20 protein-coding genes are annotated in these 14,271 nt (G+C 72.0%); 11 read left to right on the top strand and 9 right to left on the bottom strand.

Translation table 11 applies throughout. The features are described from left to right. The first annotated feature begins 53 nt into the window (after nucleotides 1–53). Entirely contained in the window at nucleotides 54–872 is an 819-nt protein-coding gene (locus H508_RS0101530) for an HAD-IIA family hydrolase (RefSeq protein ID WP_026372756.1), read from the top strand. A gap of 41 nt (nucleotides 873–913) precedes the next feature. Here H508_RS0101530 and H508_RS0101535 read toward each other — a convergent pair whose 3' ends face one another. The 3 genes from H508_RS0101535 to H508_RS0101545 all read right to left on the bottom strand — a co-directional run bounded on the left by H508_RS0101535 (nucleotide 914) and on the right by H508_RS0101545 (nucleotide 3,340). Continuing rightward, on the bottom strand, nucleotides 914–1,513 hold the full coding sequence (locus tag H508_RS0101535) for a hypothetical protein (RefSeq protein ID WP_026372757.1): 600 nt from the start codon (nucleotides 1,511–1,513) through the stop codon (nucleotides 914–916). Next, nucleotides 1,510–2,658, bottom strand: a complete 1,149-nt coding sequence (locus H508_RS13870; protein ID WP_245569419.1) for an NAD(P)-binding domain-containing protein — start codon at nucleotides 2,656–2,658, stop codon at nucleotides 1,510–1,512. The genes H508_RS0101535 and H508_RS13870 overlap by 4 nt, the downstream gene beginning before the upstream one ends. A 142-nt stretch (nucleotides 2,659–2,800) precedes the next feature. Beyond that, complete coding sequence (locus H508_RS0101545) at nucleotides 2,801–3,340, bottom strand: hypothetical protein (RefSeq protein ID WP_026372758.1); 540 nt, start codon at nucleotides 3,338–3,340, stop codon at nucleotides 2,801–2,803. Nucleotides 3,341–3,471: 131 nt separating this feature from the next. Here H508_RS0101545 and H508_RS0101550 point away from each other — a divergent pair, with 131 nt between their 5' ends. Further along, the gene (locus H508_RS0101550) at nucleotides 3,472–4,191 is read left to right on the top strand and encodes a TetR/AcrR family transcriptional regulator C-terminal domain-containing protein (RefSeq protein ID WP_026372759.1); all 720 of its coding nucleotides are present in this window, start codon (nucleotides 3,472–3,474) and stop codon (nucleotides 4,189–4,191) included. Nucleotides 4,192–4,228: 37 nt separating this feature from the next. On the opposite strand, the gene H508_RS0101555 is transcribed toward H508_RS0101550, so the two are convergent. Continuing rightward, nucleotides 4,229–4,621 (bottom strand): hypothetical protein, encoded by a 393-nt coding sequence (locus H508_RS0101555; RefSeq protein ID WP_156905951.1) that lies wholly within the window; start codon nucleotides 4,619–4,621, stop codon nucleotides 4,229–4,231. Between the two features lie 61 nt (nucleotides 4,622–4,682). Between H508_RS0101555 and H508_RS13875 the strand changes: the two genes are divergently transcribed. Then, a complete protein-coding gene (locus H508_RS13875; RefSeq protein WP_084154914.1) occupies nucleotides 4,683–5,057 on the top strand; it encodes a hypothetical protein in 375 nt (124 codons plus the stop codon). Here the strand turns inward: H508_RS13875 and H508_RS0101565 are convergent. The 3 genes from H508_RS0101565 to H508_RS17755 all read right to left on the bottom strand — a co-directional run bounded on the left by H508_RS0101565 (nucleotide 5,054) and on the right by H508_RS17755 (nucleotide 7,396). Then, complete coding sequence (locus H508_RS0101565; RefSeq protein ID WP_245569420.1) at nucleotides 5,054–5,986, bottom strand: AEC family transporter; 933 nt, start codon at nucleotides 5,984–5,986, stop codon at nucleotides 5,054–5,056. The two genes, H508_RS13875 and H508_RS0101565, sit on opposite strands and share 4 nt — an antisense overlap. A 220-nt stretch (nucleotides 5,987–6,206) precedes the next feature. After that, a complete protein-coding gene (gene pyrE / locus H508_RS17750; RefSeq protein ID WP_026372762.1) occupies nucleotides 6,207–6,764 on the bottom strand; it encodes an orotate phosphoribosyltransferase in 558 nt (185 codons plus the stop codon). 20 nt (nucleotides 6,765–6,784) lie between these two features. Beyond that, nucleotides 6,785–7,396, bottom strand: a complete 612-nt coding sequence (locus H508_RS17755; protein ID WP_026372763.1) for a DinB family protein — start codon at nucleotides 7,394–7,396, stop codon at nucleotides 6,785–6,787. Between the two features lie 72 nt (nucleotides 7,397–7,468). Here H508_RS17755 and H508_RS0101580 point away from each other — a divergent pair, with 72 nt between their 5' ends. Both H508_RS0101580 and H508_RS0101585 read left to right on the top strand, forming a co-directional pair. Next, nucleotides 7,469–8,281, top strand: coding sequence for an exodeoxyribonuclease III (locus tag H508_RS0101580; RefSeq protein WP_026372764.1), 813 nt, complete (start codon nucleotides 7,469–7,471; stop codon nucleotides 8,279–8,281). Nucleotides 8,282–8,324: 43 nt separating this feature from the next. Then, nucleotides 8,325–8,669, top strand: coding sequence for a hypothetical protein (locus H508_RS0101585; RefSeq protein ID WP_026372765.1), 345 nt, complete (start codon nucleotides 8,325–8,327; stop codon nucleotides 8,667–8,669). A 17-nt stretch (nucleotides 8,670–8,686) separates the two neighbouring features. On the opposite strand, the gene H508_RS0101590 is transcribed toward H508_RS0101585, so the two are convergent. Next, entirely contained in the window at nucleotides 8,687–9,115 is a 429-nt protein-coding gene (locus H508_RS0101590; RefSeq protein ID WP_026372766.1) for a hypothetical protein, read from the bottom strand. A 314-nt stretch (nucleotides 9,116–9,429) separates the two neighbouring features. Between H508_RS0101590 and H508_RS0101595 the strand changes: the two genes are divergently transcribed. Continuing rightward, nucleotides 9,430–10,803: a DUF6421 family protein gene (locus tag H508_RS0101595; protein WP_051222493.1), complete on the top strand. Its 1,374-nt coding sequence runs from the start codon at nucleotides 9,430–9,432 to the stop codon at nucleotides 10,801–10,803. 99 nt (nucleotides 10,804–10,902) lie between these two features. Here the strand turns inward: H508_RS0101595 and H508_RS0101600 are convergent, their stop codons facing one another. Continuing rightward, complete coding sequence (locus tag H508_RS0101600; RefSeq protein ID WP_026372768.1) at nucleotides 10,903–11,784, bottom strand: manganese catalase; 882 nt, start codon at nucleotides 11,782–11,784, stop codon at nucleotides 10,903–10,905. A 200-nt stretch (nucleotides 11,785–11,984) separates the two neighbouring features. Here H508_RS0101600 and H508_RS0101605 point away from each other — a divergent pair, with 200 nt between their 5' ends. The 5 genes from H508_RS0101605 (at nucleotide 11,985) to H508_RS0101625 (ending at nucleotide 14,267) form a co-directional block, all read left to right on the top strand. Next, nucleotides 11,985–12,626: an NAD(P)-dependent oxidoreductase gene (locus H508_RS0101605; RefSeq protein ID WP_026372769.1), complete on the top strand. Its 642-nt coding sequence runs from the start codon at nucleotides 11,985–11,987 to the stop codon at nucleotides 12,624–12,626. 175 nt (nucleotides 12,627–12,801) lie between these two features. Continuing rightward, on the top strand, nucleotides 12,802–13,272 hold the full coding sequence (locus H508_RS13880; protein WP_035253607.1) for a hypothetical protein: 471 nt from the start codon (nucleotides 12,802–12,804) through the stop codon (nucleotides 13,270–13,272). Beyond that, nucleotides 13,272–13,463: a helix-turn-helix transcriptional regulator gene (locus H508_RS0101615; protein WP_026372770.1), complete on the top strand. Its 192-nt coding sequence runs from the start codon at nucleotides 13,272–13,274 to the stop codon at nucleotides 13,461–13,463. Before H508_RS13880 ends, H508_RS0101615 begins: the two co-directional genes overlap by 1 nt. A gap of 22 nt (nucleotides 13,464–13,485) precedes the next feature. Then, nucleotides 13,486–13,836 (top strand): hypothetical protein, encoded by a 351-nt coding sequence (locus tag H508_RS0101620; RefSeq protein WP_026372771.1) that lies wholly within the window; start codon nucleotides 13,486–13,488, stop codon nucleotides 13,834–13,836. A 56-nt stretch (nucleotides 13,837–13,892) separates the two neighbouring features. After that, nucleotides 13,893–14,267 (top strand): hypothetical protein, encoded by a 375-nt coding sequence (locus tag H508_RS0101625; protein ID WP_026372772.1) that lies wholly within the window; start codon nucleotides 13,893–13,895, stop codon nucleotides 14,265–14,267. The last annotated feature ends 4 nt before the right edge of the window (nucleotides 14,268–14,271 follow it).

The following is a 14,271-nucleotide window of genomic DNA, read 5'->3' on the forward strand; positions in this document are numbered from 1 at the left end:
CTTCAAAATCGAAGCATCAGACATCGCAACAGACTTGCCCATACGCTGTTTGCATGCGCACCAGGGCAGACATCGAGTGCTGGCTCACCGACATGGACGGCGTGCTCGTCAAGGAGGAGCACCCGCTCCCGGGCGCGCAAGAGCTGCTCGAGCAGTGGCAGTCGCAGGGCGTCGAGTTCCTCGTGCTCACGAACAACTCGATCTTCACGCCCCGCGACCTCTCAGCGCGCCTGCGCGCATCCGGCCTCGTCGTGCCTGAGGAGCGCATCTGGACGAGCGCGCTCGCGACCGCCGATTTCTTGCACGACCAGATGCCGGGCGGCTCGGCCTACGTGATCGGCGAGGCGGGCCTCATCACCGCGCTGCACGACGCGGGCTTCACCATGACCGACACCGATCCCGACTTCGTCGTCGTGGGCGAGACCCGCTCCTACTCGTTCGAGGCGATCACGAAGGCGATCCGGCTCATCGCCGACGGCGCCCGCTTCATCTCGACGAACCCCGACGCGACGGGCCCGAGCGAGGCCGGCATCCTGCCCGCGACCGGCGCGATCAACGCGCTCATCACGAAAGCGACCGGTCGCGTGCCCTACATCGTCGGCAAGCCCAATCCGATGATGTTCCGCTCGGCGCTCAACAAGATCGGCGCGCACTCCGAAGTCACCGGCATGATCGGCGACCGCATGGACACCGACATCGTCGCCGGCATGGAGGCGGGCCTCCACACCGTGCTCGTCATGACCGGCATCTCGAACGCCGCGCTCGTCGAGACCTACCCGTTCCGGCCCGACGAGATGCTCGCGGGCGTGCACGAGCTCGTCGAGCGCGCCCCCGTCGAGTCAGAGCTCGACGAGCCGCACGTCGACGTCTGACGGGTCGACGGCACGACGGATGCGGTGAGGCCGTCGGGCCCTCAAGCCTCTGAGAGCAGGCGCACGACGTTGGCCGCGAAGAAGCCCCCGCCGGTCGCGACGGCGACGGCGGCGGGCGCGACGAGCTGGTCGAGCGGCCGGTGCGGCACCTCGCGCGCGTCGAGCCCGTCGAGCCGGATCCAGCCGAACAGCGCCGCCCTCCCCCGCCGCACGACCATGCTCGCGAGCGCGAGCGCCGCGACAGCGGCCGCCGCCGAGACGAGCAGCCACACCCACGGGATGCTCGCGCCCGGCGCGGCCTGGAACGGCGCGAGCGCGAGCGCGCCGAGCATGACCGGCAGCACCCACCACGTGGTCGGCGGGCCGAAGCCGCGCGCGACGACGATGGAGAGCAGCGCCGCGACGCCGAGCACGACGACGCCCATGAGCAGGCCGCCCCAGCCGACCACCTGGCAGACCGTGGCGGAGTGGATGCCGCACGCGCCGTCGTCGAACGAGATGAGCAGCCCGCCGGCCTTCGCCGCCGCCGCCGCGCCGTAGCCGACGGCCGCCCAGGAGGTCAGCAGCCCGAGCCAGCCCGTGCCCGGCTCGCCGGCGACGATGCGCGGCGGCGGCTTCAAGAGGCGATCGGCGAGGCTCACGCCTCCACGCTACGCCGCTCGCCCGGAGCGGCCAGCGCCCGATCACCCGCGCGCGAGAGCAACCGGTCGAGCTCGCGCGCCGCCGCGCGGCCGGCGCGGTTGGCACCGACCGTCGACTGGCTCGGGCCGAAGCCGATGAGGTGCACGCGCGGCTCCTCGACGACGCGGGTGCCGCGCACCTGCACGGCGCCGAGCTCGTTGCGAAGCGCCAGCGGCTCGAGGTGCGCGAGGTCGGCCTTGAAGCCCGTCGCCCAGAGGATCGCGTCGACGGTCGTGAGGGTGCCGTCTGCCTCACGCACCCCGTGCGGCTCGATCGAGACGAACATCGGCCGCCGCTCGAGCGCGCCGCGCACCTTCGCCGCGCGGGCGTACGGCGTCCAGATGAGGCCGGTGTAGGAGACGACGCTGCCGGTGGGCCGGCCCGCCTCGGCATCGGCCGTCACCTGCTCGATCACCTTGCGGCCCGTGATCTCGGGCTCGAAGTCGCCCTCGAGGAAGACCGGCTCGCGACGCGTGTACCAGCGGGTGTCGGCGACGCGCGAGAGCTCCTCGAGCAGCTGCACGGCGGAGATGCCGCCCCCGACGACGGCCACGCGCTGCCCGGCGAACTCGTCGGCCGACGTGTAGTCGCGCGTGTGCAGCTGGCGACCGAGGAACCGCTCGGCGCCCGGGTAGTGCGGCAGCACCGGGTTGTTCCACGTGCCGGTCGCGTTGATGATGGCCCGCGTGCGCCAGCGGCCCCCGCTCGACTCGACCAGCAGCTCGCCCTCGGGATCGTCGTCGGCGCACTCGACCGCGTGCACGGCGACGGGCCGCAGGATCGGCAGCGCCATCTCGCGCTCGAAGGCGGCGAAGTAGCGGGGCACGGCGGTGCGGCTCGGCTCGGCCGGGTCGATCGGCGGCTGCGGGAAGCCCGGCAGGTCGAAGATCCCGTTGACCGTCGACATCCGCAGCGACTCCCACCGGTGCTGCCACGCGCCGCCGGGTGCCGCATCCGCGTCGAGCATGACGAAGGTGCGCTCGGCCTCGGGCTCGTCGAGCGCGCTCGCGAAGCCGCGCTGCTGCAGGTGGTAGCCGGCCGAGAGCCCGGCCTGGCCCGCGCCGATGACCACGACGGCCGCTCGCCACTCCTCCTGCTCTCGCACCGCCACCCTCTCGCGCGCTCGTCCGAACCGCAACGACTGATGCAACGGCTGCGTCGGCTTGACGATTCCGCGAGCACACACCCGGCGGCGCGCTCCCGGCTCGAGCCAGCGGTGCGGGCCGCACCGAGCTCCTGCGCTCAGCTCAGTCGCGGCGGGCTCCAGCCGTGCCGTCATCGTCGGGGTCGCCCGCCGGCTCGGGCCCGACGAACGCGTCGCCGCAGCGCAGCCTCGGCTCGAGCAGCGGCGGCGCACCGCCGCCGATCGCGACCCAGCGCTCCTCGACCGTGACCGTGCCGTCGGCGATGGGCTCTCCGAGCGCCGCCGCGAGATCCGGTCTTCCCATGCGGCTGGCGAAGCTCGCGAGCGCCGCCTCGTCGAAGTCGCGGTGCACGCCGCGCGCGATGACCCACAGCGGCGCGCGCGGGTTCCTCGGCACGAGGCGCTGCAGCGTCGCGTCGCTCGTCGTCATGAACAGCGCCTCGAGGAAGGCGGTGGAGACGAGCGACGAGACCGCACCGGCGTGGAGCACCTTCCGGTCGCCCTCGCGGAGGATGCGGATCTCGAACTCGGTCGTCACGGGCGCCTGGCGGCGTGCGCCTCGCAGCCTCGCCCGGTCCGCGCGCGTCGAGATCGCGGCGGACAGGTGCGTCATGAGGCCGTCGGTCTCCTTCGTGCGCTGCACGGCTGCTCCTCGCAAGCGTGGTCGGGTCGTGGATCGATGGGTGACGGTGTCGTCGTGAGCCGTCGGTTTACAACGTAAACCACAGTAGCGTTGGGCGCGAGCGCGGGCCACCGCACCGAGAGGGAAGACGGATGACGAAGCGATCGACCAGCAAGCCGGCGTCCGCCGCGCCCACCCGGCGACTGAGCCAAGAGCTGGTCATCGACGCCGCCCTCGCGCACATCGACCGATCAGGGCCGCACGGCCTCACCATGCGATCGCTAGCGCAAGACCTCGGCGTGGAGGCGATGGCGCTGTATCGCTACGTGCACGGCAAGGAGGATCTGCTCGAGGGCGTCGTGAACCGGCTCATGGGCGACCTGACGGCAGAGCTCGACGAGGAGCTCGCCGAGCACTGGCAAGGCTTCCTCCAGATGTTCGCCCATCGGGTGAGGCGGATCGCGATCGAGCACCCGAAGGCCTTCCCGCTCGTCGCGACCCGGCACCCGGCGGCACCGTGGCTGCGCCCGCCGCTGCGCAGCGTCGAGGTCGTCGAGACCCTGCTCAGCACCCTTGTGCAGCAGGGTTTCAGCGATCAGCAGGCCGTCACGACCTACCGCCTCTTCAGCAGCTTCCTGCTCGGGCAGCTGCTGCTGGAGTCGTCGGTGCGGGGAGCCGACACCGGTCCGGTCGAGGAGCCGCTCGACGAGGGCGACGCGACCATCCCGCACGCTGACGGCGAGCTCACGCTCGACGACGCGCCGGAGGTCCTTCGTCTGCGGCCCCTGCTGAGCGAGGACCGCAGCGACGAGGAGTTCGAAATCTCGCTCGAAGCGCTGCTCGACCGCCTGGACCGCGAGCTCTCGCAGTAGCGGCCGCGACGCCCGTGAGCCCCGCCGCGCCTGCGGCTCAGAACGAGAAGAGCACGACCTGCAGGGCCGACGCGATCAGCGACGCGAGCGCCGAGATCGCGATGCCGAGCGCGATGCCGGCGAGCACGCGCGCCGGCTCGCGGCGGAGGATCGAGACGATCGCGAGCGCGGCGGCGACGGCGCCGAGCACCGCGCTGAGCGCGCCGACGCCGCCGCTCAGCAGGCCGATGCCCGAGGGGTCGAGGTCAGCGCGGATCGCTCCGCTGAGCACGAGCACCATGAGCGGCCCGGTAAGCACCTCGAGGCCGGCGACGACGAGCGCCAGGATCGCGAACGTCCGGCCGCCGCGGCGCGCGGGCGGCGGCGCGTACTGCTGCGGCGGCCGCCCGGCCGTCGCGTGCGGTGGGTGCTGCGGTGCGGCGTCGCTCATGCGCACACCGTAGGCCATCCCGCCCGGCGTGCCCCAGCGCATCCGCCGTATCGTGGTCGGCATGATCCCGAGCGACTGGATGCCCCACCGACGGCCTGACGGCGAGACCGTCGGCTACGTGCGGATGGTCGGCGACGACTTCCAGCCGATGGATCTGCTCGGCCGCCCGCTCGCTGACGCAGCCGACTGGCTCGCCGCCGAGGAGGCGCTCGACGAGCACTCGATCGAGTGGCTGACGGATGCGTTCCTGCTCTCGGTCGACGACGGTGACGTGCGCGTGCGGGTCACCGAGCTCACGCCCGAGCGGGTGCGCGTCAAGCGCGACGACCTCGGCGCGGTCGGCGGCGACGCCCGCTTCTGGGAGCTGCCCGTGCCCGAGACCGGCCGGCTGCGGCCGGCGCCGCCGCTCACCGAGTGGCCGGGAGCCTCGACCTAGGCAGGCCCGAGGAGCCAGGCGATCAGCAGCATCACCGGCAGCGACCCGAAGGTCGTCAGCAGCACGATGTCGCGCGTGATGAGGGTCGCGCGGTCGTAGCGCAGCGCGTACTGGTACATGTTCTGCGCGCTCGGCAGCGCCGCCATCACGGTGCACGCGTAGACGAGCTGCTCGTCGAGGCCGAAGGCGAAGCGCGCGAGCGCGAAGGCCACGACCGGCATGACGAGCGACTTCAGCAGCACCGCGAGCGCCACCTCCTTGCGGCCGGAGCCCGGCTGCAGCGGCCGGTCACCGCTGAGCGAGATCCCGAACGCGAGCAGCATGAGCGGCACCGCGGCGCCGCCGAGGATCTCGAGCGGCGCGAGCACCGGGACGGGCAGCTCGATCTCGAGCGCCGAGACCAGCGCACCGAGCGCCGACGCGATGAGCATCGGGTTGCGGAGCGGCTGGGTGAGGATGCGCGAGACGGATGCGCGGCCCGCGGTCAGGATGTCGAGGGTCGCGAGCAGGGCGGGGGCGAGCAGCAGCAGCTGGAGCAGCAGCATGGGCCCCACGAAGCTCGCGTCGCCGATGACGTAGATCGCGACGGGCAGCCCGATGTTGTTGATGTTGGAGTAGCCGGTCGCCGTCGCGGCGAGCGCGATCCGGCTCGGGTCGCGGGTGAACCAGATGCGCGCGACGACGGCGTAGAGGAGGGCGACGGCGACGAACGCGACGAGCGCGACAGCGAGCACGCTCGAGAAGAGGAGGCCGACGTCGGCCTCGCTGAGCACGGTGAAGAGCAGCGCGGGGCTTGCGGCGAAGAAGCTCGTGCGGTTGAGGACGAGCCGACCCTCCTGATCGACGATCCGGAAGCGCGCGAGCAACCAGCCGACGAGGATGACGAAGCCGATGATGCCGAAGCCGATGAGCACTCCGCCCACGTGCATCCCTCCACCGCAGATGTCAGACAAGCAAGTGTGGCACGCTGTCGGTTCGCCGCTCGCCCCGCCCCGCGTCGAGTAGGCCAGCCACCCCCCGCTCGTCGAGTAGGCCGGCGGGGCGGAGACCCCGCTCGTCGAGTAGGCCCGCAGGGCCGTATCGAGACGGAAGCGCCCGGTCTCGATACGCCACCTTCGGCGGCTACTCGGCCAGCGGGTGAGTGTGCCGCTACTGCGGCTCGAGCCCGAGGTCGTCGAGGGTGATCGCCGCGCGGTACTCGACCCCCGCCGCCTCGATCACCGCCTGCGCACCGGTCGCCCGGTCGACGATCACCGCGACCGCCACGACCTCGGCGCCGACCTTCCGCAGCGCCTCGATCGCCTTGAGCGGGCTGCCGCCGGTCGTCGACGTGTCCTCCACGACGACGACGCGCTTGCCGGCGAGCTCGGGCCCCTCGATCTGCCGGCCGCGGCCGTGGTCCTTCGGCTCCTTGCGCACGACGAACGCATCCACGTCGAGCCCGCGCGCGAGCCCCCGGTGCAGCACGGCGTTCGCGAGCGGGTCGGCACCCATCGTGAGGCCGCCGACCGCGGCGACGCCCGGGATGTCGGCGATGAGGTCGAGCAGCACGTCGCCGATGAGCGGGGCGGCGCGGTGGTCGAGCGAGAGCTTGCGCAGGTCGATGTAGTAGCTCGCGCGCTTGCCGCTCGTGAGCACGAAGTCGCCGTGGAAGACGGCCTCGTCGCGGATGAGCTGGATGAGTCGGTCGCGCGCGGTCACGCCCACCAGGCTACTTCGCGGATGCGTCAGGACGCGTCGGTCGGGACGGGCACGCTGTCGGCGCGCGGCCGCATGCCCGTGCGCGGGTCGCGGCCCGCCCACGCGACGAGGCGCTCCGACCGGGTCGCGCCGGCCGGCGGCTCGATGGGCGCGTCGAAGACGCCGGGACGACGCACGGCCGCCTCGTCGGCGCTGTCGCGGAACGCCTCCATCCACTCGAGCAGATCGATGGGGAACTCGAGGTTGCCGGCGAGGCCGACGCGAGCGGAGGCCCAGCGCACGTCCCACGCGTGGAGCGCCATGTCGAGCGTCGGGAGCGCGAGGTCGGCGAAGGTCTCCTCGACCGCGACGTGCGCTGCGGAGCGCAGCTGCGCCGCGAGCTCCTCCCAGCGCTCGACGGCCTCGAAGTCGCCGCCCGGACCCATGATCTCGAGGTGCGCCCGCTCGTCGGCGTCGGCCGGGCGACCCAGCAGCGCGGCGCCGCCGTGCTCGGCCTGCACGCCCGAGACGTGGCGGATGACGTCGGCGATCGACCAGTCGGCGCACGCCGAGGGCAGACCCAGCCGATCCGCCCCGGCTCGCGCCTCGGCCGAGAAGAGATCGAGCGCCTGGAGGTAGCGTTCGCGCGCGGTTCCCATGCATCCAGTGTGCACCAGGGGTACACGCGCGCCCGCACCCCACGCATCCGCCGCCCCATCTAGGCTCGGAGCATGCGCATCGCCACCTGGAACGTGAACTCCGTGCGCGCTCGCACGGCCCGCATCGTCGACTGGCTCGAGCGCAGCGACGTCGACGTGCTCGCGATGCAGGAGATCAAGTGCAAGACGGAGCAGTTCCCCTACGCCGCGTTCGAGGCGGCGGGCTATGAGGTGCAGGCGCACGGGCACAGCCAGTGGAACGGCGTCGCGATCGCGTCGCGGCTGCCGATGACCGAGGTCGAGCGCGACTTCCCCGGCCAGCCCGGCTATGCCAACACCGGTGACCCGGTGGTCGAGGCGCGCGCGATGGCGGCGACGGTCGAGGGCGTGCGGCTCTGGAGCCTCTACGTGCCGAACGGCCGCGAGCTCACGCACGCGCACTACGGCTACAAGCTCGAGTGGCTGCGCGTGCTGACGGGCCTGCTCGACGAGTGGCGCGGGCAGCCGCTCGCGCTCATGGGCGACTTCAACATCGCGCCGCTCGACACCGACGTGTGGGACATCGGCGCGTTCGACGGCTCGACGCACGTGTCGCAGCCCGAGCGGGAGGCGTTCGGCGCGCTGCTCGAGGCGGGCCTCGTCGATGTCGTGCGCGACCGCGCCCCCGGCTACACCTACTGGGACTACAAGGCCGGGCGCTGGAACAAGGATGAGGGCATGCGCATCGACTTCGTGCTCGGCAGCCCCGAGCTCGCCGACCTCGTCACGCGCGCGGCGATCCACCGCGACGAGCGCTCGGGCGACGCCCCGAGCGACCACGTGCCGGTCGTGGTCGACCTCGACCTCGAGACCGAGCTCGACGACGACCGGCCGATGATCTTCTGATGGCGGATGCGTCGGGTCGCGTCACGCCGGAGGTGACGCAGTCGTGAGCATCGAGTGGGACGACGAGGAGCTCGAGCCGCAGCGCGAGTGGACGCCGGCCGACCGCTGGCGGCTCGCGGCGTGGGTGCTCGTGTTCGCGAACATCCTCGGGCTGCTGCTGCTCGCGCCCATCGGCGACGGGTCGCTCGTGGAGGCCGCGCAGGCGTCGGGCGCCGACGAGGGGCCGGCGCGGCTGGTCTACTGGGTGTCGCTGCTCTCGTGCACGCTCATCGGCAACGGCATCGGCGCAGCTGCCGCCGCGACGAAGCAGCGCTGGGCGATCTTCGCGCCGATCGCCGCCGCGGTCGGCAGCTGGGCCGGCTTCCTGGTGGCGAGCTCGCTCGTCTGAGGACGAGCCTCAGCGGCTCAGCGGCGCTCGCCCGGCCGCCGTGCGAGGTGCACGGCGCCAGCGACGAGCGCGGCGCATCCCGGCAGGAGCCATCCGGCGATCGCCGCCGCGACCGAGCGCACGTCGAGCCCGTCGTCGACCACCCCGTGCGCGATCGCGATGGTGAACGTGATGCCGGCGACGAGCATCGCCGTGCCGATGAACCAGAAGGGCGAGTCGCCGCGCCGCAGCACGACGGCGCGCGCGAGGATGAGCAGCGCCCAGAGCGCGATCGGCCCCGATGAGGCGGCGGCCCAGCCGGCGATCGTCGCGCCGAGCCCGCCGCCGTGCGGCAGCGGCACGCCGAGCAGTCGGCTGAGCCGCGCCGCGCCGAAGCGCTCGATCACGACGGCGGCGCCGAAGTGGAGCACCACCACCGCTGCGAGCTGCGCGCCGATGCGCGCCACGGCGCACTGCTGCCCGGGAGCCCCCTCCATGGCGATCTCTCCCTCATCTTCGACGACCGGCCTCCAGCCTGCCGAACGCGCGGCGCCCGCCGAGCCGAACTGGCGGCCTCCTGAGGCGATGCTCAGCGCCTCGCGCAAGAGCGTTGCGCGAGACCGCAGGCTCCGCCGTGCCGACCCGAACGGGCAGGAAAGGGCGGCCGGAACGCAAGATACGTGCGCTGAGCCGCCCATACGCTGGAAACGCGCACCGAGAGTGCGTCCGATGGCCGGTTCCGGCCTATCCGCTGCCCGCTCCGACCGCCAGGGAGGCTCCCATGACGATGACCCAGGCCACCGCCGCCGACCTCCGCCAGCACCCCGCCTGGCTCCGCATCAAGGCCGCCGCGACGGCGCTGCAGCCGCTCCAGTCGAAGAGCGGCGCGATCGACGACGCGGCCCACCACGAGAGCGCTCGCACCCACGTCGCCGACCTGACCCAGGGCATCCGCGACATCGCCCCCGAGTTCCCGCACGACGCCGCCTACCTCGAGCAGGCCGCGCTCGACTTCGAGCGCTGGGCGGCCGAGGGCTTCGGCGAGCCCGACTTCTTCGACGCGCTCGTGCGGTTCCAGCCGCAGGAGCACCGCGTCGACGGCCTGCAGCACCTCGTCGTCTTCCCGATGTACACGCAGAACGGCTCCCCCGACCGCAAGGTCGAGGCGGTGCTCGTCGAGGTCATCTGGCCCGAGTTCATCGCCGAGCTCGAGGCGGGCGACTACTCGAACAAGCTCTTCGTGCCGCTCCGCTTCATCGACTTCACCGCCGGCTACGACACGAACTCGGCCGTGCTCTTCCCCGAGACGGTCGCGATGCGCGAGATCCCGGCGTTCACCTGGGGAGCGATCTTCCAGGACCGCGAGGCAGCCCGCTTCCGTCGCGTCGTCGAGGCCGCGTGCGACGTCACGAAGCTCGAGCTGCCCGCCGACGCCGCCGAGATGCTCGCCGACCAGGGCCTCGCCGAGCGCACCTTCGTGATGTGGGACCTCATCCACGACCGCACGCACATGCGCGGCGACCTGCCGTTCGACCCGTTCATGATCAAGCAGCGCATGCCGTTCTTCCTCTACTCGCTCGAGGAGCTGCGCTGCGACCTCACCGCCTTCCGCGAGGCGGTCGCGATCGAGCGGCGCATCGCGGCCGACGAGCACGCGACGGATGCCGACCGCGACCTCGCGAAGCACGCGAAGCTCGTGCAGTACGCGGTCATCTTCGACCGCATCTTCCGCTTCGCCATCACGGGCTCGCGCGTGCGCAACTACGACGGCCTGGGCGGCCAGCTGCTGTTCGCGTGGCTGCACCAGCACCGCGTGCTGCACTGGACCGACACGCAGCTCGCCTTCGACTGGGACGAGGTGCCCGACGTCGTCAACAAGCTGGGCGAGGCGATCGAGCTGCTCTACTGGAAGTCGATCGACCGGCCCAAGGTCGCGCACTGGCTCGCCGCCTACGAGCTCGTCTCCTCCGTCGTCGAGCCGCACCCCGCATCCGCGTGGAAGGCCGGGAACCTGCCGCTCGACGGCACGCCGCGCCAGCTCACCGACCTCGTGATGGACGACGAGTTCCCGCTCTCGATGTTCTACGAGGCGTTCGAGAAGAAGATGCGCGACGTCATCGCATCGACGAAGGGCATCACCGGCGAGACGGTGTAGCCGCCGCTCTTCCGCTGCAACGGATGCGCTCGCACCGACGGGGTGCTGGTTCGCCAGCACCCCGTCGGTCGTTCTGCACCCGTCGCAGGGCGGCGCGGCTCACTCCATGTGGAGCTTGTCCTGCACCTCGCCGGCGATCTTCTCCATCGTGTTCGGCTTCGCCGTCGTGCCGTACCACCGCGCGTCGGGCTGCGTCGCCGGCGGCATCGGCACGCCGCCCTCGGGCTCGGCGCGGTAGCTGAACTCGCCCTTGCCGTCGGGCGTCGGGCCCTTCGCCCAGCTGCCCTCGCTCGCCTGCGCGCCGTCGCTGAAGTTGATGTACTCGTACGACACGTCGGTGTCCTCCTTCCGCTGCGGGAAGTTCGACGGCACCGGCCACTCCTCGAGGCCCTCCTCGCGCAGCTCCGCCGCCGCGGCCATCCACTGGTTCTGGTGCATCGTGTCGCGCGCCAGCAAGAACTGCAGCAGGTCCCGCACGCCGTGGTCGTCGGTCATGTGGTAGAGCCGGGCGACCTGCACGCGGCCCTGCATCTCGGCGTTCGCGTTGGCCGTGAAGTCGGCCAGCAGGTTGCCGCTGCCGGTGATGTAGCTGCCCTGCCACGGGTTGCCCATCGAGTCGACCGGGCGCGCACCCGCACCGGTGACGATGCCGTGCTGGATGTCGGTGCCGCCGATGACAGCCGCGACCGTGGGGTCGGACTGCACGGCATCGTCGGTGATGCCGAGCGGCGACTTCTCGAGCAGCTGCGCGATCATGACCGCGAGCATCTCCACGTGGCCCATCTCCTCGGCCGCGATGCCGAAGACGAGATCCCGGTACTTGCCGGGGATGTGCATGTTCCAGGCCTGGAACGAGTACTGCATCGCGACGGTGATCTCGCCGTACTGACCGCCGAGCACCTCCTGCAGCTTGCGCGCGTAGACCGCGTCCGGCTTGTCCGGCGTGGCCTTGTGCTGCAGCTCCTGGCGGTGGAAATACATAGGGTTCCTCCCGAACGATAGAAGCCCGAGACCTGGTGACCTCGGGCGGTGCTTCGACGCTATGCGCGTGCTTCCGACGAGGCCCGCGTGTCGCATCCGAGCCTCCTGGGAGTCGGGTGACAAGCCGCGAGTCGGGGCGCGGAATGCGCCAGGCTGCGTCCCGGTTGGCTCCAGGACACAGGCTTCTCGAGGAGGACGGCATGGCGAAGATCACGGTGCTCGGCGCGACGGGGTTCGCGGGCGGATGGATCGCGAAGGAGGCTGCGAGCCGCGGGCACGAGCTCACGCTCGTCTCCCGCTCGACGCCGAGCGAGGCGCCCGAGGGCGCGCGCGTCATCCGCGGCTCGGTGCTCGACGGCGACGTGCTCGCGCAGGCGCTCGACGGCGCCGAGGTCGTCGTCGGCGCGCTCTCGCCGCGCGGCGACATGGAGGGCAAGGTCGCGGATGCGTACGCCGACGTGGCCGCGCGGGTCGCCGAGACGGGTGCGCGCTTCCTCATCGTCGGAGGGTTCGGATCGCTCAAGGGCGAGGACGGCGAGCGGATCGTCAACACCGACGCGTTCGCCCCCGAGTACAAGCCCGAGGCGCTCGAGCTCTTCTCGGCGTACGAGCGCGTCGCGGCGATGGACGGCGTCGACTGGACCTACATCTCCCCCGCCGGCACCTTCGGCAGCTTCGTGCCCGACCAGACGCGCCGCGGCGAGTACCGCACGGGCGGCGACGACGCGTTCTACGACGCCGACGGCGGCTCGACGATCTCCGGCCCCGACTTCGCGCTCGCGGTCGTCGACGAGATCGAAGCGGGCGCGCACCGCCGCGAGCACATCTCCTTCGCCTACTGAGCGACCGCCTCCCCGCTCGTCGAGTAGGCCCGCAGGGCCGTATCGAGACGAGATCTCGATGCGGCGGCTGCGCCGCCTACTCGATCGACGGAGAGGGTCAAGCGCACTTGACAGTCAAGCGAACTTGACCGTACAGTCTCCTTGACATCGACCGCGCTCGAACCGAGGAGACATCGTGACCGAACCGACCGCATCCGCCCCCAAGTCAAGCATCGGCCGCGCCCGCTTCGGCGGCGGCACCGCGGCGCTCGTCATCGTGTCGCTCGCGATCGGCCTCGGCATCTCGAGCGGCCTCGGGGCGCTCTACGCCTGGCTGGGCGAGACCGGCGAGGAGTGGCTGCGCTTCGCCATCGTCGCGTTCGTGACGCTGCCGGTGAGCATCATGCTGCCATGGGCGCTGCTCGTCGACCGCTCGTCGCTCAAGGGCGCGATCGACCGGCCCGAGGACTCCGTGGAGGCGCGCTGGTACTCGAAGGCGGCCGAGGGCACGATGCACGACGTGCTCATCACGGTCGGCATCGGCGCGGCGCTCTTCTCGTTCACGCAGCTGCAGGTCAACACGGGCATCCTGCTCATCGTCTTCGGCACCCTCGTGATGGCCGACTTCGGCGTGCGCTACCTGCTCGCGAAGCGGGCCGACGCCTGATGCGCAACTCGCTCCCCGAGCGCCGGGCCAAGCTCGGCTGGTCGCAGCAGCGGCTCGCCGACGAGCTGGGCGTCTCGCGCCAGACCGTGATCTCGATCGAGAAGGGCCGCTTCGACCCCTCGCTGCCCGTCGCGTTCCGGCTCGCTGCCGTCTTCGGCTGCACGATCGAGGATCTCTTCTCCCCGGAGTGAACCTCGCGCCTATGCTGGCGCCGTGACCGCAGCACCGCAGCCCGAGGCCGCGACCGCCGCTCCCGGCGTCGCCGATCGCGTCTGGAGCGGCGTGCTGCTCTCGCTGCCGCTGCTCGCCGCGTTCCCCGCGCTCGTGCTCATGGGCATCCTGTGGTTCGCGTCCCAGGGCCACGACGACTGGTGGACGATGCGCGGCTGGTCGGAGCTGCTGGTGTGGCAGCTGCCGCTCGCGCTGTGGATCGCGACGCTCGTCGCCGTGGTCGTGCTCGCCGTGCGCCGGCGGCGCGCGGTGCCGGTGGCGGCGATCGGCGTCGCCGCGATCATGGCGTCGATGGTCGCCGGGCTCGTGCTGCCGCTGCTCCTGGCCGCCTAAGGGGCGAGGCCGACACGGCCCTGTCGGAATCCGCGGCTCGGGGCTAGCGTCGGGCCATGGGCCTCGCGAACCCGCTCCCGCCGTCGGAGCAGAAGCGCGAGGCCATCCGCGGCGTGCTGCCCGTCATGCTCGCGCCCGTCGTCCTGAACGCGCCGGGCTTCCTGCTGCGCGACGTCGGCCCGATCACCGCGACGAGCGCGTGCTCGGAGGCGGTCGCCGTGTGCCACCCGCGCTACGCCGAGCGGGTGCTCGCGGTGATCGAGGTGCTCGCGGTCGCCGCGCCGCTCATCGTGCTCGCCACGATCGCCGCGACGCTCGCGCTCACGGCCCTCGCACGCCGCTCGGTCAACGTGTCGCTGCTCGGCATGGCGCTCTCCGCCGCGGCGGTCACCGCGCACGTCGAGCTCGCGATGGTGAACGCGGGTCCGTAGCCCG

This window comes from Agrococcus lahaulensis DSM 17612 (assembly GCF_000425105.1).
In the GTDB taxonomy this organism is placed as follows: domain Bacteria; phylum Actinomycetota; class Actinomycetes; order Actinomycetales; family Microbacteriaceae; genus Agrococcus; species Agrococcus lahaulensis.